Origin of the sequence: Marinobacter sp. EVN1 (assembly GCF_000475375.1) — a bacterium.
GTDB lineage: Bacteria > Pseudomonadota > Gammaproteobacteria > Pseudomonadales > Oleiphilaceae > Marinobacter > Marinobacter nauticus.
Genome location: NZ_AXCB01000045.1, coordinates 240,916 through 262,303, shown reverse-complemented (window position 1 = coordinate 262,303; position 21,388 = coordinate 240,916). Strand labels below are relative to the sequence as shown.

The 21,388-nt window shown below is 58.7% G+C and carries 18 protein-coding genes; 11 read left to right on the top strand and 7 right to left on the bottom strand.

Annotated features, from left to right (window positions below; all coding sequences use genetic code 11):
• Window positions 1–132 precede the first annotated feature (132 nt).
• On the bottom strand, window positions 133–606 hold the full coding sequence (locus tag Q674_RS35940; protein ID WP_014422762.1) for a Dps family protein: 474 nt from the start codon (window positions 604–606) through the stop codon (window positions 133–135).
• A 227-nt stretch (window positions 607–833) separates the two neighbouring features.
• On the opposite strand from Q674_RS35940, the gene Q674_RS40700 reads away from it, so the two are divergent.
• The gene (locus Q674_RS40700; RefSeq protein ID WP_014422763.1) at window positions 834–1,100 is read left to right on the top strand and encodes a DUF2061 domain-containing protein; all 267 of its coding nucleotides are present in this window, start codon (window positions 834–836) and stop codon (window positions 1,098–1,100) included.
• A gap of 33 nt (window positions 1,101–1,133) precedes the next feature.
• On the opposite strand, the gene Q674_RS35930 is transcribed toward Q674_RS40700, so the two are convergent.
• Window positions 1,134–2,573: a dihydrolipoyl dehydrogenase gene (locus tag Q674_RS35930; RefSeq protein WP_014422764.1), complete on the bottom strand. Its 1,440-nt coding sequence runs from the start codon at window positions 2,571–2,573 to the stop codon at window positions 1,134–1,136.
• Between the two features lie 181 nt (window positions 2,574–2,754).
• Here Q674_RS35930 and Q674_RS35925 point away from each other — a divergent pair, with 181 nt between their 5' ends.
• Window positions 2,755–3,426, top strand: coding sequence for a LysE family translocator (locus tag Q674_RS35925; RefSeq protein ID WP_031210326.1), 672 nt, complete (start codon window positions 2,755–2,757; stop codon window positions 3,424–3,426).
• Here Q674_RS35925 and Q674_RS35920 read toward each other — a convergent pair.
• Window positions 3,371–4,423: a 3-deoxy-7-phosphoheptulonate synthase gene (locus tag Q674_RS35920; RefSeq protein ID WP_011786901.1), complete on the bottom strand. Its 1,053-nt coding sequence runs from the start codon at window positions 4,421–4,423 to the stop codon at window positions 3,371–3,373. The genes Q674_RS35925 and Q674_RS35920 overlap by 56 nt on opposite strands.
• A 365-nt stretch (window positions 4,424–4,788) precedes the next feature.
• Between Q674_RS35920 and Q674_RS35915 the strand changes: the two genes are divergently transcribed.
• Window positions 4,789–5,583 (top strand): secretin N-terminal domain-containing protein, encoded by a 795-nt coding sequence (locus tag Q674_RS35915; RefSeq protein ID WP_031210323.1) that lies wholly within the window; start codon window positions 4,789–4,791, stop codon window positions 5,581–5,583.
• Here Q674_RS35915 and Q674_RS35910 read toward each other — a convergent pair whose 3' ends face one another.
• A complete protein-coding gene (locus tag Q674_RS35910) occupies window positions 5,584–6,090 on the bottom strand; it encodes a DnaJ domain-containing protein (RefSeq protein WP_023009557.1) in 507 nt (168 codons plus the stop codon).
• A gap of 285 nt (window positions 6,091–6,375) precedes the next feature.
• Between Q674_RS35910 and Q674_RS35905 the strand changes: the two genes are divergently transcribed.
• Together Q674_RS35905 and Q674_RS35900 are read left to right on the top strand one after the other, a co-directional pair.
• A complete protein-coding gene (locus Q674_RS35905) occupies window positions 6,376–7,473 on the top strand; it encodes an efflux RND transporter periplasmic adaptor subunit (RefSeq protein WP_022993128.1) in 1,098 nt (365 codons plus the stop codon).
• Window positions 7,473–10,562: an efflux RND transporter permease subunit gene (locus Q674_RS35900; protein WP_023009556.1), complete on the top strand. Its 3,090-nt coding sequence runs from the start codon at window positions 7,473–7,475 to the stop codon at window positions 10,560–10,562. Before Q674_RS35905 ends, Q674_RS35900 begins: the two co-directional genes overlap by 1 nt.
• Before the next feature lie 54 nt (window positions 10,563–10,616).
• On the opposite strand, the gene Q674_RS35895 is transcribed toward Q674_RS35900, so the two are convergent.
• Window positions 10,617–11,582: a helix-turn-helix domain-containing protein gene (locus Q674_RS35895; protein ID WP_023009555.1), complete on the bottom strand. Its 966-nt coding sequence runs from the start codon at window positions 11,580–11,582 to the stop codon at window positions 10,617–10,619.
• 118 nt (window positions 11,583–11,700) lie between these two features.
• Window positions 11,701–13,359: a putative bifunctional diguanylate cyclase/phosphodiesterase gene (locus tag Q674_RS35890; RefSeq protein ID WP_014422770.1), complete on the bottom strand. Its 1,659-nt coding sequence runs from the start codon at window positions 13,357–13,359 to the stop codon at window positions 11,701–11,703.
• A gap of 227 nt (window positions 13,360–13,586) precedes the next feature.
• On the opposite strand from Q674_RS35890, the gene Q674_RS35885 reads away from it, so the two are divergent.
• From Q674_RS35885 to Q674_RS35865, 5 genes are all read left to right on the top strand, one after another.
• Window positions 13,587–15,218: a PAS domain-containing methyl-accepting chemotaxis protein gene (locus Q674_RS35885; protein WP_023009554.1), complete on the top strand. Its 1,632-nt coding sequence runs from the start codon at window positions 13,587–13,589 to the stop codon at window positions 15,216–15,218.
• 71 nt (window positions 15,219–15,289) lie between these two features.
• Window positions 15,290–15,601, top strand: coding sequence for a DUF3301 domain-containing protein (locus Q674_RS35880; RefSeq protein WP_023009553.1), 312 nt, complete (start codon window positions 15,290–15,292; stop codon window positions 15,599–15,601).
• 111 nt (window positions 15,602–15,712) lie between these two features.
• A complete protein-coding gene (locus tag Q674_RS35875) occupies window positions 15,713–16,639 on the top strand; it encodes an esterase/lipase family protein (RefSeq protein ID WP_014422773.1) in 927 nt (308 codons plus the stop codon).
• A gap of 7 nt (window positions 16,640–16,646) precedes the next feature.
• On the top strand, window positions 16,647–17,729 hold the full coding sequence (locus tag Q674_RS35870) for a lipase secretion chaperone (protein WP_023009552.1): 1,083 nt from the start codon (window positions 16,647–16,649) through the stop codon (window positions 17,727–17,729).
• A gap of 79 nt (window positions 17,730–17,808) precedes the next feature.
• Complete coding sequence (locus tag Q674_RS35865) at window positions 17,809–19,191, top strand: sensor histidine kinase (RefSeq protein WP_031210322.1); 1,383 nt, start codon at window positions 17,809–17,811, stop codon at window positions 19,189–19,191.
• Here the strand turns inward: Q674_RS35865 and Q674_RS35860 are convergent.
• The gene (locus tag Q674_RS35860; RefSeq protein ID WP_023009550.1) at window positions 19,124–19,783 is read right to left on the bottom strand and encodes a response regulator transcription factor; all 660 of its coding nucleotides are present in this window, start codon (window positions 19,781–19,783) and stop codon (window positions 19,124–19,126) included. The two genes, Q674_RS35865 and Q674_RS35860, sit on opposite strands and share 68 nt — an antisense overlap.
• Window positions 19,784–19,989: 206 nt before the next feature.
• Here Q674_RS35860 and Q674_RS35855 point away from each other — a divergent pair, with 206 nt between their 5' ends.
• Window positions 19,990–21,309: a substrate-binding domain-containing protein gene (locus tag Q674_RS35855; RefSeq protein ID WP_023009549.1), complete on the top strand. Its 1,320-nt coding sequence runs from the start codon at window positions 19,990–19,992 to the stop codon at window positions 21,307–21,309.
• Window positions 21,310–21,388: the final 79 nt, after the last annotated feature.

The following is a 21,388-nucleotide window of genomic DNA, read 5'->3' as shown; positions in this document are numbered from 1 at the left end:
ATGCAAGAGCAAAGAAGGCTAGGCGACAGACGTGACGAACGCGGGAAAGGAAAGTGACAGTGCAGTGACGTTTCTGTGACAACTCCCCGGCCCGATGCCGGGCCGGGGAAAAGTCGGAGCATCAGCCGGAACTTACTGGCCCAGGTAGCTCCGGTACATCCATACCGTTTTTTCCTGCTGAGAGATGTAGTCACTCATCAGTGCCACGGTACCTTCATCTTCTGCTTCACCGGCCAGGTTCAGCAGGCCACGCTGCTTGGCGATGAGCTTACCGAAACTCTCAACGATGTTACCCACCGCTTCTTTGCCATCAGATACGTCCTTGCGCTCCGGCACTTCGGACTTTTCAATGTAGGTGCTGTAGGCGTGTGCAGGACGATGGCCCAGGGTGAGAACCCGCTCGGCAATTTCATCAATCTTGAGCAGCAGGTCATCGTAGAGTTCTTCAAATTTGGCATGCAGCTCAAAGAAATTGTCACCCTTGATGTTCCAGTGATAGCCACGCACATTCATGTAGAAAATCTGGTAGTTGGAGAGCAGTTCGTTCAGTGCATCTGCCAGCTTCTGGGTTTTGTCTGTGTCGAGACCAATAAAATTCTTGCCCATGTTGAACCTCCTGATTCGTTTTGGGGTTGCATCTGACCGCTACTGTATGACAGCTCAGTATCAGAACGAAAGTTTGGTTATTCAATACCTCTCATAGCATAAACTTATGCCATCAACCTTAAACCCATAGCCGAGCCCTATCGAGAAAAATGTCACTTTCTATTTGGAAACAATTCTCGTTTGTCCTTAAATGGGTTTATAGGCATTCATCACGCGGAGTTGATTCCATGAGTACCCTGAAACTGTTTGTTCACAATCACAGCTCGAAGGGCGACCAGTCGTTTCTGAAAACGATCACCTTCGCGATTACCCACTTTACGGTGGCTTTTACCGTCGCGTTCCTGCTGACCGGAGACATTCTGATCGGCAGCCTGATCGCGATGGTCGAACCGGCCATTAACACCGTTGCTTACTTCTTCCATGAAAAGATATGGGCACGGCATCAGCGGAATACAACCGCCAATGCCATGAATTTAGGGCAAAATACGCTTTAATGGCTTGCCCTCTGTCAAAGACGGAGGGTAAAGCTACACACCCGGCCCGCAATCCATGCAACCCTCCCCTGGCGCAGGGCCTATCCGGAGTTTCTTGCTCAGGTCTTTAATTGCGGTTCGCAGCCCCTCCTCAATCACCGGATGGTAGAACGGCATCTCCAGCATTTCACTCACGGTCATTCGCTTTTGCACGCACCACGCCAGCAAGTGGGCAAGGTGCTCTGCAGCAGGCCCGAACATCTGGGCCCCCATGAACAGGCCGCTGCCGTGCTCGCCGTAGACCCGGAGCAGCCCCCGATTCTTGCCAATAACCTTGCTGCGCCCCTGATCCTCAAACGACACCTCACCAACCGCAAAGCAGCCCTGGCAACGCTCATCCACCTGATGAATGTTCAGCCCCACCGAGGCAATCTGGGGCTCGGTGAACACCACCGCCATGGGAGTTTTTCTGCGGCCGGTTCGGACTTCCGGCCAGGCCCCTGCATTGTCGCCGGCAATCCGGCCTTCGTCTGCCGCCTCATGCAGCAGGGGGCGGTCGTTGTTCACATCACCGGCAATGAAGATATGGCTGTCACCGCAGCGCAGGGTGAAGGGGTCAAACTCCGGCATGCCCCGTTCATCCAGTTCGATGCCGGCATTCTGGATATCCAGGTGATCAATGTTGGGTCTCCGCCCGGTGGCTGCCAACAGATAATCAAAGGTTTGCTGATGCTCCTTGCCGCCCTCGCTCCAGCTGATGCGAACCCCCTCCTCGATGCGTTCAACACGCCGGGTATCGGCTTTCGGGCTGATGGCAAACTCTTCACGGAAGGTGTCCAGCGCATACTCCCTCACCTTCTCATCCTGAATACCGCCAATGCCGCCGCTGACGCCAAACATGCGGACCTTTACGCCCAGCCGGCTCAATGCCTGACCTAATTCGACCCCAATCACTCCCGGGCCGAACACCGCCACCGAAGACGGCAGATCCCGCCAGTCGAACACGTCATCGTTGACCACCAGTCGGTCTTTCGCTTCTTTCAGAATGCCCGGGATGTTGGGGCGGGAGCCGGTGGCAATAACAATCCGGCCCGCGGTGACCTCGGTATGATCACCCACGACAAGACGATGACTGTCAACAAATCGGGCATGCCCCATCAACCGGTGTTCCTGCGGCAGCGATTCCATGGACCGCACCACCGGTGCCACAAAGCGATCGCGCTCTTCACGCACTCGCGCCATCACAGCCGGACCATCAATGCGCACATCGCCCGGAAGCACACCGAACGCTTCCGCCTGCCTCACCTGATGGGCCCTTTCCGCGGCGGCAATCAGCAACTTGCTGGGCATGCACCCTACCCGGGCACAGGTGGTGCCGTATTGATCACCCTCAATCAACACAATCCGGTCGGTGGCCCTGCGGGCGCGCTGATAGGCGACCATTCCCGCCGTACCCGCACCGATAACCGCTACATCCACTTCTCGCTTGTCCATCCTGCCTCCTGGAGACTGACTGAAATTTCAGGTGGTTTGGGCTATTAAACTTAAGGAGCCTTTCGGTAAAGTATAGAAAGCTTATTATCCGCTGACAGGGGAATCACAGAAAAAATCCCTGTGGTTACTGGCTGCAGGCGCAACAACCCAAGCACAATTGCAAACACGCGGGAGAATGAATGTGCAGAATTACTGGCTGGAGTTTCTGACCGTTGCCCTGGTGCACCTTTTGGCGGTGGCCAGCCCCGGGCCGGATTTTGCAGTCATGCTGCGCCAGGCACTGACCCAGGCCCGGCGCAATGCCCTGCTGACCGCCATGGGCATTGGCATCGGCATTCTGCTGCATGTGGGCTATTCGCTGCTGGGTATCGGGCTGATCATCCAGCAATCGGCAATGCTGTTTACCGTGCTGAAAGTGATTGGGGCCGTGTATCTGCTCTATATCGCCTGGCACTGCCTGCGGGCCAAACCCGGAGCCATTCACGTGCAAGCGAACGGCGGGCAGGCCCAGACTGGCTGGGCGGCGTTCCGGCTCGGGTTTTTAACCAACGCCCTCAATCCCAAGGCCACCCTGTTTTTCGTGTCCCTGTTCTCCGTCATCATCAATCCAGGCACGCCGGTTCTGCTGCAGGCCGGATACGGCATCTATATGGCCCTGGCCACCGGCCTGTGGTTTGCCATGGTAGCGGTGTTCTTTACCCACCCCCGTGTCCGCCGGGGGTTCAACCGGTTCGGACACTGGCTCGACCGGACCATGGGGGGCATTCTGGTATTGCTGGCCGGGCAACTGCTGCTCTCTACAGTGAGCGGATCAGAGTCTCCGTCTGTTCCCAGCCCAGGCATGGATCGGTAATCGAGCACCCGTAGACCAGCTCTTTGCCGTCGTCCTGGCGGCCGAATTCCAGGAAGCTTTCCAGCATCAGGCCCTTGATGTGCCGATTGCCGTTACGCTTCTGCGCCATCACTTCCCGGGCGATGTCCACCTGCCGCTCAGCCTGCTTGCAGGCGTTATCATGGCTGCAGTCCACCATCACCGCCGTTGATACGCCGGCTTTTTCCAGCTCTGCCACGGCCTTGGCAATGCTCAGTTCATCGTAGTTGGTCACACCCCGGCCACCGCGCAGAACCAGATGAGTATCCGGATTGCCGGCGGTGGAAATCATCACCGGTGCGCCGCTATGGGAGATCCCCATGTGGTGGTGCGGATGCGAGGCCGACTTCATGGCGTGGCTGGCCACGGTAATGCCACCATCGGTGCCGTTCTTGAACCCGGTAGGCATGGGCAGGCCGCTAACCATTTCCCGATGAATCTGGGATTCGGTGGTACGGGCGCCGATCGCGGTCCAGCTCACCAGGTCCCCCAGGTAATCCATCATGAACGGACTCAGGGCTTCGGTAGCGAGCGGCAGGCCGAGCTCGGATAACGCCAGCAACAGCTTGCGGGAACGCTCAAGGCCCTGTTTCAGATCGCCCTGGCCGGTGCGCTCGGGATCGTACAGAAGCCCCTTCCAGCCCACCGTGGTGCGAGGCTTTTCCAGATAGGCGCGCATAACAATCAGGAAACGGTCGCTGACTTCGTCAGAAAGGGCTTTCAGTCTGGTGGCGTAATCCAGGGCAGCCTGCTCATCGTGAATGGAGCAAGGGCCCATCACGATCAGAGTGCGGTCGTCCTGACCGTGCAGCACGGCGCGGATCTGATCACGGTAACCGGCAATGGCCCGCACCTGTTGCTCATCGGCAGGAAACTGCTGGCGCAACTCGGCGGCGGTGGGCAGTCTCGCTTCCTGGCGGTGCTGGCAGGCGCTTGAGGCTTGCGCATCCAGTGTTTCAGATTTCAGCGGCATGTTCATGTCTGTGTTCCCGTTTCCCTGTGTCAGAATCAAAAAAGCCCCGGCTGGGCTACCAGTCGGGGCTTTTCGGAGTCCGGTGGCAGCCTGGGTTGCTTGCCGGGCTGCCTTCCTCGTTGTATTCGGTCGATGAAGATCTTATGGGCGGCCCGGGCTCTGGCTAAAATAAAAGCCATAACCAAACCACCAAAAATACACAGCAGAGCCTGCGGCCTTCAGTTTTTCACCGAAAGCTTTCAGAACATTCAATTGACAGGCTGCGTGTAAGGTCTTCATGCTTTTCACTATATACCTACGGTTTTAACGATGGCAACCCGCAAAACGGATTATTTAATGCGGGCATGGCCGTCATGGCTCTGGAGGCCTGCATGCGAAACACCGAGCACCGCTCCGTTCTCTGGCTGATGACTGCCCTGTTTCTTACGATGTTAACGGCTTCCACCGTCGTCTGGGCACAATCAGAAGCCAGGGTCTATGAGCTGAACAACCGAACGGCCGACGACATTGCGCTACAGATTCGCGAACTTTACCAACAGTCGCCGGTTACGGTGACGGCACGCGGACAACAACTGGTGGTCCGTGGCGAACCCGCACTGCTGGACGAAATCGGAACACTGGTGCAATCGATGGATGTGCCGCCGGTACAGATGAGGATCAGCGTACGCTACCGTCAGGACATCGGCGGCAAACAATCCGGAGGCGGCGTCAGCCTCTCGAACGGCTCGGCCGGCGCCAGCGTCGAACGCCGCACCATCAGCACCAATTCAACCCGTGAGCGTCAGTTGATCGTGCAGGATGGCCAGTCGGCCCACATTACCTCCGGCAATGTGCGAACCTTGCCATTTGCCGTTAAGGGTGGGCGCAACCCCGCCGCCATACTGCAGCAGGTCGAAACCCGAAGCGGCTTTGTGGTGAGCCCCCAGGCCATCTCGAACCAGGCGGTAGAACTGAGTATCGTGTCCTTTGAGGAAGACCCCGCCGCACTGCCCGGCTACGAAACCGAAGCCCTGATGACCATCCGGCGGGTCGAGCCGGGGCAATGGGTCAGCCTCGGAGGAACTCGCACCTCCATGAATCAGGAGCAGCAAGGCATCACCTACCGTGTGAACGGCAAGCGTGCAGAAAATCTGTCCATCGACGTCAAAGTGGAAATTCTTCCCTGATCAAGCCTGATTACGCTTGCCCAGCAAGACATCTCGCGCCTCATTGAGCTTGGAGGCCAGGTAATCGTTGCCGCCGCGGTCCGGGTGCACCTTCAACATCAGTTTGCGGTGGGCAGCGGTCACCTCCTCACGGGAGCAACCGGGGTTAACTCCCAGAATATCGCAGGCTTCCTGCGTGCTCATTGGCCCCCGGGTGGCAGCCTGATCGCCCCCGGCATTCGCATGGCGCGTCGAATCATTACCGGAGGAATCGCCCATGGCCTTGCGAAACATCGGTGCATAACGCAGTAGTGCCGGCAACTTTCTCAACAGGGGAATAAGAGCGGCAATACCGGCCGTGATCACATGCACCCGGCCCGTCAGCACCATGAACAGCAACAGCGCACCGCCAGCCACCAGAATGACTTTCCAGATTGCCGCCTTCTGCCCTTCCGGCGACAGCGCGCCCCATTTTTTCAGGATCACAAATACAGCGGCAGCCAGGGCCAGGCCGAGAATCAGTTGCATTGCATGTATCTCTGTCAGGTTTTAGTCCACCAGTTGGACACTCAACTTGGTGCTGTTACTCTAATCCGGCATCCAAACACCAGCGTAATCATTCTGCAGTATTTATACTGCTTCATGAATGCAAACGGGTGACAAATAGCAATAGCTTTTGTAGCATCCTATTCGTTAAATTGAACTGACGTTCTATAACTTTGTCCCCGAGCCCTGATTTGCAAGGATAGCTGTCAGCCTTCCCTTCCGGGCGACTTTATCAGATTCAGGAAATTCACTCCCAGGAACAGACTTATGCGCACTGCTTCCCGTTTCGTCATCGTTCTCCTTTTTCTCGGCGTCGTGCTGGGTGGAATCTTTGGTTACAAGTTCTACCAGTTCGGCCAGATGAAAGAAATGATGTCCCAGCCACAGCCGCCGGCCATCATTTCTGTGACCAAAGCAACTACCGAAAACTGGCAGCCGGCGATCAAGGCTGTCGGCAGCATCACTGCTATCAACGGCATCGAAGTGGCCAACGAAGTGCCCGGTGTGATTGAGAGCATTGGCTTTGAGTCCGGCGATACCGTCAACAAGGGCGATGTTCTGGTGCGCCTGGATGCCGCCATCGACGAAGCAGCGCTGCGCACACGGCGGGCAGAAGCCCAACTGGCAGAACAGGAATTCAAGCGGGTTTCGGATCTGCTGCCGAAGCGGGCCGTGTCTCAGTCCCAGTATGATGAGGCCAAGGCCAATTTCGATGCCGCCCGAGCCCGTGTCAACGAGGCCGAAGCTCAGCTCAACAAGAAGGTGATTCGCGCGCCCTTCGACGGCAAGCTGGGTATCCGCATGGTGGATCAGGGTCAGTACGTTGCCACCGGCACACCGATCGTCGAGATCAACATGCTGAACCCTATCTATGTGGACTACACCCTGTCCGAGAAATTTCTGCCAGACGTGGATCAGGGCTACCCGGTATCCGTGACGGTCGCTGCTGTGCCGGACCAGTCCTTCGAGGGTGAGGTGAGCGCTATCAACACCTCGGTAAACCCGGAAACCCGTACCGTGCGTATACGCGCCACCCTGGATAATGAAGAAAACCTGCTGCGCCCCGGCATGTTTGCCACCATTCAGACCGGTCAGCCCCGGGACAATGAAGTGGTTACCCTGCCGCGCACCGCCATTTCCTACAACACCTACGGCAATTTCGTGTATGTGGTTGAAGAAAACGACAACGGTGAACTGATTGTCAGCCGCCGCACCGTCACCACGGGCGAAGTCCGTGATGGCCGCTCAGCCGTGCTTTCCGGTCTGGAAGAAGGCGAAACGGTCGTCGCCAAGGGCCTGCTGAGGCTGCGCGCGGGCCAGCGTGTTGAAATCCAGGACGAGTCCGGCCAGGAGGCGTCTGAGTAATGAAATTCACCGACATTTTTGTCCACCGGCCGGTTCTCGCCACGGTGGTCAGCCTGCTGATCCTGTTGATCGGCGCGCGGGCCGCCATGGAGATGGAAATCCGGCAGTATCCGGAGCTGGAAAGCACCACGGTGACCGTCTCCACGGCTTACCCCGGCGCCAGTTCGGACCTGATCAAGGGCTTTATCACGACTCCGCTGCAGCAGGCCATTGCGGAAGCCAGCGGCATTGATTACCTGACGTCCACCAGTTCCCAGAGCGTATCGACCATTCAGGCCAAGATGATCCTGAACTACGACGCCAACGATGCCCTGGCAGAGATCCAGGCCAAGGTGGCCAGTCAGCGCAACGTGTTACCGGCGGAAGCCGAGGACCCGGTGATTACCTCTACAACCGGCGACAGCACGGCACTGATGTACATTGCCTTTTACAGCACCGAGCTGGATGTCCCCCAGATTACCGATTATCTGACCCGGGTGGTGCAGCCCAAGCTGCAGGCGCTGGCCGGCGTGGGCAAGGCTGAACTGCTGGGCCGGACGTTTGCCCTGCGTATCTGGCTGGACCCGGAGCGTCTCGCCGCCGTGGATATGACCCCGGTCGAGGTGGCTGCCAAATTGCGGGCCAACAACTATCAGGCCGCGGTGGGTAAGACCCGTGGCAAGTACACCGAGGTCAGCCTGACCAGCGACACCGACATCGCCGACCCGGACGCCTTCCGGAACCTGGTGGTTAAACAGTCAAACGGCACTCTGATCCGCCTGCAGGACATTGCCCGGGTGGAACTGGGCTCACAGACCTACGACAGCCTGGCGCTGTACAAAGGCCAACCGGCCACCTATGTGGCCATTGAGCTGGCACCAGGAGCCAACCCGCTGACGGTGGCTGAACTGGTCAAGGCAGAACTGCCGGATATCGAGAGTCAGTTACCCAGCGGCCTGAATGTGCGCCTGGCCTACGACGCTTCCGACTTTATCGACGATTCCATCAACGAGGTTATCCAGACCTTGCTGGAAGCCATGATCATCGTACTGGTGGTGGTTTTCCTGTGCCTGGGTTCGGTTCGAGCTTCGGTGGTGCCATCTGTAGCGGTTCCGCTGTCCCTGATCGGTGGCGCCTTTGTCATGCTGATGTTCGGCTTCTCCCTGAACCTGCTGACGCTCTTGTCCATGGTGCTGGCCATCGGCCTGGTGGTAGATGATGCCATCATCATGGTGGAAAACGTGCACCGGCATATTGAACAGGGCGAATCCCGGTTCGATGCTGCCATCAACGGTGCCCGGGAAATGGCCACCCCAATCATCGCCATGACCACCACCCTGGTTGCGGTTTATGCGCCCATCGGCTTTATGGGAGGTCTCGTAGGCTCACTGTTTACCGAGTTTGCCTTCACCCTGGCCGGCACCGTGGTCATTTCCGGTATTGTTGCACTGACCCTGTCACCCATGCTGTCTGCCAAGGTACTCAAACCCCACGGCGACCCGGGCCGCTTTGAAAAGGTTGTCGAAAAGAGCTTCAACGGTCTGGCAAACGGTTACAAGGCAGCGCTGGCGTCATTGATGCAAACCAAGTCCGTCGTGGTGTTCTTCGCCTTTGTGGTGCTTGGATCCATCTACTTCATGTTGATGATGAGTCAGAACGAACTGGCCCCCACCGAAGACCAGGGCATCCTGTTCTATCAAGGCCTGGGGCCCGAGACCTCCACCCTGGACTACCTGTACGACCACGGTCAGGAAGTGCAGAACCGGATGTCTGAGGTGCCGGGTTACAGCGAAGACTTCATGATTCTGGGCATCACCAGCCCCAACGCCGTCTTCGGTGGCTTCAAGCTGGCGCCCTGGAGCGAGCGGGAGATTACCCAGTTCGAGGTTCAGCCCAAGCTGGATGCCGAACTGAAAAAGGTCACCGGGCTGCAGACCGCGGTATTCCCCCGGCCGTCCCTGCCCGGCTCCGGCGGCGGCCTGCCGTTCCAGTTTGTCATCACCACCGGCGGCAGCTATGAACAGCTGGACCAGGTGGCGGATGAAATGCTGGGCAAGGCCATGCAGAGCGGTAACTTCATGTTCCTGAAGAAGTCCATCAACTTCGACAAGCCGGTTACCCGCATTAATGTTGATCGTGATCGCGTGGCCGATCTGGGCCTGTCAATGCAGGATGTTGGGCAGTCCCTGGCCAGCATGCTCAGTGGCGGCTACATCAACCGCTTCAACATGGAAGGCCGGTCGTACCAGGTGATTCCGCAGGTGGATGATCAGTTCCGCCCGAGCAAGGAAGCCCTGCAGGACTACTACATCCGTGCCGGCAATGGCGAACTGGTGCCGCTGTCCAGCGTCGTCAGCTTTACCGAGGAAGTGGAGCCGTCGAACCGCACCCAGTTCAACCAGCAAAACTCGCTGACCCTGGAGGGCGTGGTGATGCCGGGCGTGGCGGCAGGTGCCGCCATGGAGTTTATGGAGCAAACCGCCAGCGACGTCTTCCCTCAGGGTTTCAGCTACGATTACACCGGGGAAACCCGCCAGCTGGCCACCCAGGGCAGCGCTCTGATGGTGACCTTCTTCCTGTCATTGCTGGTGATCTATCTGGTCCTGGCCGCGCAGTTTGAAAGCTGGCGCGACCCGATCATCATTCTGGTATCGGTTCCCATGTCGGTAGCCGGGGCCATGGCGTTCATCGTACTGGGCTTTGCCACCATGAACATCTACACACAGGTGGGGCTGATTACGCTGATCGGGGTGGTCTCCAAGAACGGCATCCTGATTGTGGAATTCGCCAATCAGTTGCAGAAAGAGCGGGGCTTGAACAAGGTCGATGCAGTCATCGAGGCGGCGGCTATCCGCTTGCGCCCGATTATCATGACCTCTCTGGCATTGATCTTCGCCATGGTGCCTCTGCTGATTGCCATCGGCCCGGGTGCGGAAAGCCGGTTTGCTATCGGCCTGACCATCAGTGCTGGTCTGGGCATTGGTACCCTGTTCACGGTGTTTGTGCTGCCGGCGTTCTACATTCTGCTGGCCCGTGACCACCATGGCTCGGCAGCCGATGAATACGGCAACGACGAAGAGTCATCACAGGTGCCGGCGGGCAACCACTAACCCCGCACAGCAACACAAAAAAGCCCGGCATGGTGTCATGTCGGGCTTTTTTTGTCAGGAAGCAACGATCCTGTCCGGCGCTTCCAACGCTGCCTCTCCCGTCTGCAGACGGCGGCGCCACTGGACGGTCTCGCTGGGCAACTCACCGAAATGTTCCCGGTACAGCGCAGCAAACCGCCCCAGATGTGAAAATCCCTCATCGGCGGCGTACCAGGAAATATGGGGCACATCACACTGGCAATCCACCAGCCTGCGCCGTACCCGGATCAACCGACAGCGCTGGTAGAAACGGTAGGGGGTCATTCCGGTTTCCCGCTTCATCAGATAATACAGATTGCGCTCGCTGACCCCGGAATGGTTTGCCAGCTCCTGCAAATCAAACTCCCAGGCGGGCTCCATGCGGATTTTGTCGATAACCCGGAGAAGCCGGCGATCGAGCTCCGGGGGCGTTTCGTTAGGTTCACAACCACCCTCTCGGGCGATGCTGTCCAGTTCGTCAAACAGGCTATCGGCCGCAGCGCAGGCATCGTTGTGATCCTGGAAGAAGTTGGAGCGCAACAGAAAGTGATTCACCCGTTCCGCCATCCAGGCTAACACCCCCTGCCCCGGGGTGACGTTGCTGCGCCACTGTTCCGGGTTTAACAGAATCAGCCGGGACTGCCCGCAGGCGCGCACGGAAATTGCCTGGCTGGAGGTGATGGCGGCCATCGGGAAAGCCGGCTGTCTGCAATCGCCATTCACCAATACATCGCACTGCCCCGATACCGGCACCACCAGCAATGTCCCAGGCAGTCCGCACAGATGCACCTCGGCATCCTGGGCCAGATCCAGCGCACACACGCCCCCACGGTCAACACTCAGGGAAGACAGCGAGCCAGCAACCGTTTGCGGCCGCTCAAGAGTGAGACCAACGTCATCACAGGCCAGCAACTCACGGATAGCCGCCTGCCATTCGCCGGCTGCAGCGCGATTGAGTCGAAGGTAGGCATCCAGATCCGGTTTGGCAGTGAGATTGCGCATACAGCGTGAACAGGCAGTGAGTGAGCTTGCTGTTTTAAGCCAGCGTGCCGCAAACCCCTAGCCAAATCTTGCAAAACGGCAAGAAACGGGACGGAGTTTGCCTGTTAATTGATTCTTATCAATCCAGTGGCAGCTCATCCAGGGGGGACGGCCGGGCCATCAGGTAGCCCTGGCCACGGTGACAGTTCAATTCCTGGAGCTTGCGTTTCTGAATCTCGGTCTCGATGCCCTCCGCTACCACCTCCAGACTCAGCGCCTCGGCGATGGCCAGAATGGCGGAGACAATCCGCGAATCCCTGCCATCCTGCCCCAGCCGCTGAACAAACTGCTGATCGATCTTGAGCACATTCACAGGTAGCGCATGCAGATACGCCAGCGAGGAATACCCGGTACCGAAGTCGTCAATGGCAACCACCACTCCCTTGTCACCGAATTCCCGGAGTTTGTCCAGGCAACGGCGTGACAGGTTCATCAGGTGGGTTTCAGTAATCTCGATTTCCGGCTGCCAGCCAACCTGTCGAACCCGTTCGAAGAAAGGCTCCAACAATCCATCCAGCCGGCCATCAGCAATCTGCCGGGCGGAAATGTTAATGGCCAGGCGTCGGCCTCGGCCATGATCGACAGCGCAGGCCTCCAGATCCCGACGGATGCACCGGATCAGTTGCTCGGTCAGTTCGTGGATGTGCCCGCGCTGCTCGGCCACCGGGACAAAGTCCCCCGGAGACACCGCCCCCAGCTCAGGATGTTGCCAGCGCAAAAGAGCCTCCATGCCGGCCATGGCGCCGGTGGCAAGATCGTACTGGGGCTGGTACACCACCGAGAATTCCTCCGGCGCCACTTTCAGGGAAGCCACGAGGGCTTCGGACAGCCGTTGTTGCTGCTGGCCATGCTGGATTTCGCTCGCACTGTAGATCCGATAGCAGGCCCGCCCGGCCAGTTTGGCGGTATACATGGCCCGGTCGGCATTCTGCAGCAATTCACCCGCGGTCTCGCCGTGATTCGGATAGATAGCGGCGCCCACCGAGGCGGAGAGAAAATATTCCCGGTGCTCCACCATCACGGGTGCCCGGAACACATTGGTCATGCGCTCACACACCGCATTCAGTTGATCTTCGGTATCCAGTTCGATGATGGCGGCAAACTCATCCCCCGATAGCCGGGCAATCACATCGCCGTTACGAACCACGGCCTGGATACAGGCCGCAGCCTGTTGCAGCACCCGGTCGCCACAATCGTGGCCATGCAAGTCGTTCACAGACTTGAAAAAGTCCAGATCGATATAAAGCACCGCAAACAGGTCGGCGGTATCTTTACGCTGGTTCACCCGGGCCTTCAGGAATTCCTGAAACAGCGAACGGTTGGGTAGTTCGGTGAGGGGGTCGTAGTAGGCCAGAGTTGCCAGCCGTTCATCGCTGGCAGCCAGCTCACCCACATCCATGAACACCCCGGCATACAGGCGCTTGCCCTGATAGTCCACGGGGTAGATAGTCAGCCACTGGGGATAGTTCTCGCCGCTCTTGCGCCGGTTCCAGATCAGGCCTTCCCATCGACCGCTCTCATTCAGGCTTTCCCACATGGCCTGATAGAACTCAGGCGAGTGCAGCCCGGAACTGAGCACCGACGGTGCCCGACCCAGGACTTCTTCTGGGCGGTATCCGGTCACGGCCTGGAACATCCGGTTCACATAGGTAATCACGGCGTCCGGAGTTGAAAGCATGATGGCTCGCGGATGATTATCCACCAGGGCTTTGAAGTCCTGTTCTGTCAACGCCTGCATACGCCAAATACCTTCCGTGTCCGACCTGCTACAGGCAGGCTCTTTTGTCCCAGCATAGGCAGAAAACGTCGCAAACCTATCCATATTTTGCAAAACCGCCTTATCTTTGACGAAAGGCTGAGAAAATGTGAACACAATTTCAACATTTGCAATATTCGGATACCCCGCCAACGAATACAGGTCGATAGTAGGTGCAAAACGAAACAAACGCCCCGCAGGAGCGCCCCATGCGCAGGAACGAACCGGTTACCGGTCACGAGCGCGAATACCCCGCGCACTATCACCTGATTACCACCACAGATCTGAAGGGCAAGATTACCGCTGCCAATGAAGAATTCGCGGAAGTCGCCGGCTACAGTATTGATGAACTGGTGGGACAGCCCCACAACCTGATCCGGCACCCGGATATGCCCCCCGAAGCCTTTGCCAATCTCTGGGAGACTATCCGCAAGGGCGACTCCTGGCGCGGTATGGTGAAGAACCGCTGCAAGAACGGCGACCATTACTGGGTGGACGCCTATGTCACGCCAATCATGAAAAACGGCGAACTGGTGGAGTTCCAGTCGGTACGCTGCCAGCCCCGCCGCAGCCAGGTCCGGCGTGCGGAAAAGGCCTACGCCGCCTGGAACCGTGGCTCCCTGCCCCGGCGTTTCCTGGCGGTGTCACCCCCACTGATTTCCAAACTCGCCTGCCTGTACGGCCTACTCGCAGGCAGTCTTCTGGTGTTTGGCCTGACCTCCCTGTCGATACCGGAAATGGCCGTGCTGCAAGCCCTGGTCCTGTCTGTTTTCGGTGTTCTGTTCTGGCTTACCCTACCCATGATGCGAACCGCACGGGAAGCCTGTTGTGACGCCCACCCCGTGATGCCCTGGATCTATACCGGACGGCGCGACGAGGGCGGCTGGATCGAATACGATCGGCAAAAGCGCGATGCCACCTTGCGCGCGGTCTCGGCACGCATGCACGCCAACATCGGCAAACTGCATGGCCGCAAGCAGCGCACCATGGAGTGGGTTTCCAGTTCGGTGGCGAGTATCCGCAGCCAGCAAGGCGATATTGAGCAAATCACCCGGGCCTTCGAAGAACTGGCCCAGAGCGTCCGTCGCGTCAACGAGATGACCGTTCGAACCCAGCAGGCCAGTGCCGACGCCCGCCAATCTGCCAGTCAGTGCCAGCACCAGATGGATAGCGTCAATCATTCACTATCACGGTTACGGCAGCAGCTAACCAGCGCTAACGACGAAATGGATCGACTGACCGAACGCAGTAATGCCATCAGCGTGGTGCTGGAGGTGATCAGCGACATTGCCGAGCAGACCAATCTTCTGGCCCTGAATGCTGCGATTGAAGCCGCACGCGCCGGCGAGTCGGGCCGTGGCTTTGCGGTAGTGGCGGACGAGATTCGGGGCCTGGCCCAGCGCACTCACGATTCCACACGCCGTATCGACACTATGATTGAGGAATTGCAATCGGAAACCCGGATGGTGGTCGACGTCATCGGCCAGGGCAGCGCTGCCTGTGAGCAGACTGCCACCATGGCCGACGAAGCCCGTCAGGCCCTCACCACGACCCTGAAAGACATGAACATTATTGATGACTGCGCCCGTGAAGTGGCTGGGGCAACCGAACAGCAATCCGCACTGGCAGCTCAGGTGGAACGTCAGGCCGAACATCTGCTGCACCTGGGCAATCAATCGGTTCAGAGTAGCGAAAGCGCCCGCCAGGAGTCCGAGCAACTGGGATCCAATGTTGACCAGGCGCAGTTGCTGACCAGTCATTTCCTACAAATGCTGTGCGATAAACTGCTGAACAAGGGCGCTCAGGCATCGACCCGGCAATTTCCTGAACCGGCACAATAGGGTAGTCTGGCGATTCGTGGGGGGGTGGAGGCTTCGCCCCCTTTGCAATCACCCACAGGATTCCCCGTGCCTTGACCCTAGCAACCCTCTTCTGGCTGTTTGTCGCCGGTTTCGCCATCTGGTACTGGTGGCGGGCCAAAGCCATCAAAGACTTTGTCTTGCAGGCTGCTCACCGGTACTGCAAATCCATGGACGTAATGCTGCTGGACGACGCCGTTTATCTGCGCGGACTCTGGTTCAAGCGCGATCAGAACGGAAAACTGCGAGTGTGGCGGCGTTTCCTGTTCGACTTCACCACCACCGGCGAAGAGCGTTACACCGGCCGTATCATCATGCTTGGCCAGAGCATCATTCACACCGAACTTGAACCGCACCGATTCTGACCGACTGTCACCGGAGCCGCCTCACCCAAATGGGCGATTACCGGCACCTGTGTTCGTCCGTGATACTCCCTGTTGCATGTCGACAACCAACAAAAACAACAGGAGTCATCTATGCGTTTTGCCATGCCCATCCGGCTTGTGGCCGGAATTCTCATGCTGGTGTTCTCGGTACTGAGCCACGCCAGCTACACCCAGACCCGTCATCCGATTGTGCTGGTACACGGTGTAACCGGCTTCAACACTCTTGGCGGTCTGATCAACTACTTCCACACCATTCCCTGGAACCTTGAACGCAGTGGCGCAAAGGTCTATACCGCCAGCGTGTCCTTCGTGAACAGCAGCGAACAGCGTGGCCAGCAACTGGCCAATTACGTCAACAGCCTGGGCCACAGCAAGGTCAATCTGATGGCGCACAGTCAGGGTGCCCCCACCTCCCGGGTGGCAGCGGCTCTGATTCCCCACAAGATTGCCTCGGTCACGTCGATTGACGGCGTAAACAAGGGCTCCAAAGTTGCTGACGTTATCCGGGGCATCATCCCTCCCGGTAGCTATGTTGAAGGGGGCGCCGACGCCATTGCCAACGCCCTGGGCGGACTGATCAATGCCCTGTCCGGAGCCAGCAACCCCCAGGATGGTATTGCCGCCCTGGAAACCCTGACCACTCCGGGCACCACCAGCCTGAACGACGCCCTGGGTTGGAAAGGGGTTAATCGTAATGCCTGCGCGGGTACCAGCGAAGATGTCTGGATCAGTGGCCAGAAGATCAAGTTTTTCTCCTGGACCGGACGCGCCGTATGGACCAACGTGTTCGACATTACCGATCCGTTCCTGGGCGTGACCTCCCTGGCCTTTGGCAGCGAGCCCAATGATGGTCTGGTCGGCGTCTGCGCCACCATGATGGGCAATGTCATCGGCACCCACTACGACATGAACCACGTTGATGCCATCAACCATCTGCTGGGCGCCCGTTCTCTCTGGACCAACCCGGTCTCACTCTACCGCAGCCAGGCCAACCGTCTGAAAAACCGCGGTCTGTGAGGTCGTTATGAAGCACCAGTCCACCCGGAAACTGCGGTGGCCGCTTCCCGTTGCCCTGCTGGCCATTATGGCCAGCAGCGGCCTCTGGTACTGGCAGGCACCGGTTTCAGAACCCAGGCCAGACCCGGCAAAAACCTTTGCCAGTGCGCCTGCTGTCACGCCACCGGCGGTCACCCAGGCATCGGCCCCGGTTCCTTCCAATAAGGAACCGCCACACCAGACACCCGCCAGCCTTCCCGACCAGAACTTTGCCCGCTCCCTGGCCGGCACGGATATCGACGGCGCCCTCAAGGCAGACGGCAACGGCGAGTTGATTCTGGACCTTGGCGTTCGCGACTTCTTCGATTACTTCCTGAGCGCCGTGGGTGAAGTCTCACCGGAGGCCGCCATCGAACAGATCCAGTCCCTGGCCCGCAACTATCTGCCGGAACCGGCCGCCAGCGATGCCATGGCTCTGCTCGACCAGTACCTGGCTTACAAGCAGGCTGCGTTACAGCTGATGCAAACGGAACTGGATCCGAGCCGACAACACGACCCTGGCTACCAGCTAACCGCCCTCGGCGATGCCCTGAGCAGCCTGAAACAACTGCGCCGTTCGACCTTCAGCCCGGACGCACATCAGGCGTTTTTCGGCGAGGAAGAGGCCTACAGCGAGTACACCCTGGCAGCCATGAGTATTCAGCAAAGAGAAGACCTGTCTGATCAGGGCAAACAGGCACTGATTGAATGGCACCGAAAACAGCTGCCGGAGTCGCTTCGGGCAACCGAGCAACGACTGCAGAGCGAAACCCGCGAGCATCAGGCCCGATTGTCTGCCCTGGAGAATACCGAATCACCGGAAGCCGCCGGCCGGAAGCTGGTGGAGCTGGGCATGGACCCGGAAAGTGCCGAAGGGGTCGTCAGTTACCTCAAACAACGTGAGAGTTTTGATCAGCAGTTTTCCGAGTTCGAACAGGCTGTTGACGCCGAGGATCTGGAAGGCCTGGCCGGAGCAGATCGTCAGAAACACAAGGATGCCCTGCTGGAGCAATACTTCCCCGATGAACAGAGCCGAACCTGGGCCCGGCTCAGAATGCTGAACCAAAGCTGACCACTCTGTGCTCTGGCTCCCGAAATCCGGAGCCAGAGCGTTCTAGAATTGGAGCTTGTGTTCCGTGGATATCCCGACCATGACGGCCGAACAAATCCAACAGCAACAGGCCAGAGGCTTCCTGACCCTGCGTTTTGTGCCGCCACTCGAAGCCGACTACCGCAAAGTGCGTTCCGCGTTAATTCGCCAACGGGCGAGACTGGCGTCCATTGCTGGTCTGCTGCTCTTTCTGGTGTACGCCCTGGTAGACCTGATGACCCTGCCAGCCGAGCTGGCCCGTCTCACGGCTGGAATAAGACTGGCCATTACCTGCCCGATCATCGCCCTGGTTCTCTGGCTGGCCCACCGGAAAACCCCCGACGACCACCACTTCGAGCGGCTGTATGTGTTTGCCTATATCGCCGGAGGTCTGAGCGTCATTGCCATTATCCTGGCCGCCCGCTGGCACAGCTACCCTCTGCCTTATGAGGGCATGATACTCATGCTGATGTTCGGATACTTTGCCATGGGACTGCCTTTTTTTTCCGCCTCGGTGGCCTCCTTTGTTCTGATGTGGACCTACCTGCTGGCTGAGCTCTGGGCCGGCAACCCCGCCACCGCCACCCTCACCAATCTGTTCTTTCTGATGACCGCAAATGTCATTGGTATGGTCGGCGCCTGGATCAGCGAGTACCGTCACCGTGCCCACTTTCTCGACCGCCAGCTCCTGGATCTGTTGCACCAGTCCGCCAGGGACGAGAGCCGTCGGAAAACCGAGCTGATCACTGCGGCCAGCCATGATCTTCGCCAACCCCTGAATGTCATCGACCTGACGCTGGAAACGCTGCAACCTGAACGCGAACACTCCGAGGTGATGAATCAGCTTCGTGATACCGTGGGTCAGCTCCGTAATCTGCTGGGAACGGTGTTCGACAGCGCCCGACTGAACGAGGGCATGATTCAGCCGGAACTCCAGCCTGTGCAACTGAACCATACGTTGCAGGAGCTTGAAGATCTGCTGTCAGACACCTTGTCCCGTCGCGACATCCGCCTGGACATTGCCCCGGCCGAGCCCGGGCTGGCCTTGACCGCGGATCCCAGCCTGCTGTTGCGAGTATTGCAGAACCTGATCATCAATGCCGCTGACCACAGTGGTGGCCAGCGCATTCGGGTCAACACGGTCACCACCGGGAACTGGGCCCGCATCCGGGTGTGCGATGACGGGCGCGGGCTGCCGGAAAGCCTGCACACACAGGTCTTCGACCCCTACATTCGTGCCGGTGCCAGCCACCAGGCAGGGCTTGGGCTGGGCCTGACCATCGTGCGCGAATTCTCCCGGCTCATGGGCGGGCAATGTGGAACCGAATCATCTTCGGGCCAGGGCGCGGTATTCTGGGTGGCACTGCCGGTTGCTGTTACAACCAGCCCAGGGCCCGGGCCCGGTTCACGCATTCAGTCCGATTGTGTACCCCCAGGTGGGTGAAGATCGCTTTCAGATGGGTTTTGACCGTGTGCTCGGTCAGGCCCAGGCTCTGGCAGATGCGTTTGTTGGGAAACCCCTGGGCGAGGAGCGTCAGCACTTCGAGCTGACGTGGTGTTAACGGGGTCTCCGACACCAGAGGCGGCATACCCCCGGGGAAATAGCCCTGCCCCCGCCGTACCGATTGCATCATACGAACCAGTGCCGCCCGGCCGGCCGATTTGGCCAGAAACCCCGCCGCCCCGGCCGTTCGCACGGCCCTGACGGTGCTTTCGTCCTCACTGCTGGAGATAATCACCACCGGCGGGGTGTTCCGCAAGCCAGCCAGACGCGGCAACAGCGAAAGTCCGGCTTCTCCGTTAAGTGCCAGGTCAAGCAATACCAGATCGACCCCGGTGCCATGCACCAGTTGCTCGGCCGCGGCCTGCAGCGTGCCCACCGTGACCACCGAGAGCGCCAGTTCCTCCTGCCGGATCAGGCCCGCCAGCGCCTGCGCAAACAGGGCGTGGTCATCGACCAGCAAAACCTTCTCAAAGGCTGTGGTTCGATGATGTTCTGCCGAAGATGAGCCATGCCGGAGCGATGTCACATGCATGATAGTGCCCCGCTGTGTTTGTTTTTGTTACTGCGGACACCCCACTATAAGCCAGCAAGCCCGGCGCCTCAGCGGCCTGCTTAACACTTTCTTACAAAAGTATTGAACCTTTCGCGCCATCTGATCTTGCCTGAAACATAAATGTCATATTTCTGAAGCATCCTTCCGGCATCACAACCATCTGATCTGAAGAGGTTTTCAACACGATGCCTGATTTCGCAAGGAAGACCGCCGGCCACTGGCTGGCACTGCTTGCAAGCGCCAGTCTCTGCGCCAGCGCCAACGCCCATGAGCTGGAAATTCACGGCTCCAACACCGTCGGCGCCACACTGGCACCCATGCTGGTAAGCGGCTATCTGGCACAGCAGGGTAATGGGTCGGTCAGTCGCCGGGCCACGGGCACCGAGAACGAACAGATTCTGCTGACCGAGACCGAACAGGGTCCCATCAGTGTTCTGGTGGCCGCCCACGGCTCCAGCACCGGCTTCCGCACCCTGGCCAGCGGTCAGGCGCAGATCTGGGCATCCTCCCGGCCGGTCAAAGCCGCTGAGGCGGAACAGGTTCGCCAGAAGGCCGACCTGACAGCCCTGGAGAGTGAACATGTCATCGCTATTGATGGCCTTGCCGTACTGGTGCACCCCGACAACCCTGTCAATGCCATGAGTATCGATACGCTCGGGCGCATTTTCGCTGGCCAGATTCGTAACTGGTCGGAACTTGGCGGGCCGGACCGACCAATACGGCTCTACGCCCGGGATGATCGTTCTGGCACCTGGGATACCTTTAAATCCCTGGTTCTGGGTAAAAACTACCACCTGGACGAATCCGCCAAACGCTACGAATCCAACGACCAGCTGTCGGATGACGTGTCCCGCGATCCCGGCGGTATCGGTTTCTCCGGCCTTGCCTCGGTGCGCAACAGCAAACTACTGGCGATCTCCGAAGGCAATGCCCCGGCCCTGAAACCGAATCAGCTGACGGTCGCCAGCGAAGACTACCCGCTGTCCCGCCGACTGTTCATGTATACCATGGGGGATAGAACACCGGCTTTCGCCAAAGGCCTGATCGACTATGCCCTGGATGAGGATGGCCAGAACCTGGTGGCCGAATCCGGCTTTATTTCCCAGAATCCGATCGCGGTAAAACCGGAATTCGACACCTCCGTACCAGAGAGCTTCCGGCGACTGACCAGCAATTACCAGCGCCTGACCGTCAATTTCCGCTTTGCCGAAGGCCGCACCAAGCTCGACAACAAGGCCCAGCGGGATCTGCTACGGGTGAAGCATTACCTGCAACAGCACAATCGCGAATCCGATGATCTGCTGCTCATCGGATTCGCTGATGCCCAGAGCCACGAGCTTCGGGCCCAGATGATTTCCGAGCTGAGAGCGTTGTCGGTGCGCAAGGCACTGGGCCAGGCAGGTGTGGCGGACGTCGCCTACACAGGTTATGGCCACTATATGCCCGTTGGCGGCAAGGGAAACCAGCGCAATGGCCGGGTAGAAGTCTGGATCAAGAACCCCTGACCAGCCGGGGATTCGACCAAAGTCTGCCTGCAGACTTCGGCAATCCCCTATCCGCACCCCCGTCACAGATATGTTTGGG

Coding starts and splice junctions, on each gene's coding strand:
- Q674_RS35885 (WP_023009554.1), top strand. CDS start 13,587: ATGCGCAGGAACGAACCGGTTACCGGTCACGAGCGCGAATACCCCGCG.
- Q674_RS35870 (WP_023009552.1), top strand. CDS start 16,647: ATGAAGCACCAGTCCACCCGGAAACTGCGGTGGCCGCTTCCCGTTGCC.
- Q674_RS35920 (WP_011786901.1), bottom strand. CDS start 4,423: ATGAACATGCCGCTGAAATCTGAAACACTGGATGCGCAAGCCTCAAGC.
- Q674_RS35910 (WP_023009557.1), bottom strand. CDS start 6,090: ATGCAACTGATTCTCGGCCTGGCCCTGGCTGCCGCTGTATTTGTGATC.
- Q674_RS35875 (WP_014422773.1), top strand. CDS start 15,713: ATGCGTTTTGCCATGCCCATCCGGCTTGTGGCCGGAATTCTCATGCTG.
- Q674_RS35860 (WP_023009550.1), bottom strand. CDS start 19,783: ATGCATGTGACATCGCTCCGGCATGGCTCATCTTCGGCAGAACATCAT.
- Q674_RS40700 (WP_014422763.1), top strand. CDS start 834: ATGAGTACCCTGAAACTGTTTGTTCACAATCACAGCTCGAAGGGCGAC.
- Q674_RS35890 (WP_014422770.1), bottom strand. CDS start 13,359: ATGCAGGCGTTGACAGAACAGGACTTCAAAGCCCTGGTGGATAATCAT.
- Q674_RS35905 (WP_022993128.1), top strand. CDS start 6,376: ATGCGCACTGCTTCCCGTTTCGTCATCGTTCTCCTTTTTCTCGGCGTC.
- Q674_RS35940 (WP_014422762.1), bottom strand. CDS start 606: ATGGGCAAGAATTTTATTGGTCTCGACACAGACAAAACCCAGAAGCTG.
- Q674_RS35865 (WP_031210322.1), top strand. CDS start 17,809: ATGACGGCCGAACAAATCCAACAGCAACAGGCCAGAGGCTTCCTGACC.
- Q674_RS35895 (WP_023009555.1), bottom strand. CDS start 11,582: ATGCGCAATCTCACTGCCAAACCGGATCTGGATGCCTACCTTCGACTC.
- Q674_RS35855 (WP_023009549.1), top strand. CDS start 19,990: ATGCCTGATTTCGCAAGGAAGACCGCCGGCCACTGGCTGGCACTGCTT.
- Q674_RS35900 (WP_023009556.1), top strand. CDS start 7,473: ATGAAATTCACCGACATTTTTGTCCACCGGCCGGTTCTCGCCACGGTG.
- Q674_RS35930 (WP_014422764.1), bottom strand. CDS start 2,573: ATGGACAAGCGAGAAGTGGATGTAGCGGTTATCGGTGCGGGTACGGCG.
- Q674_RS35915 (WP_031210323.1), top strand. CDS start 4,789: ATGCGAAACACCGAGCACCGCTCCGTTCTCTGGCTGATGACTGCCCTG.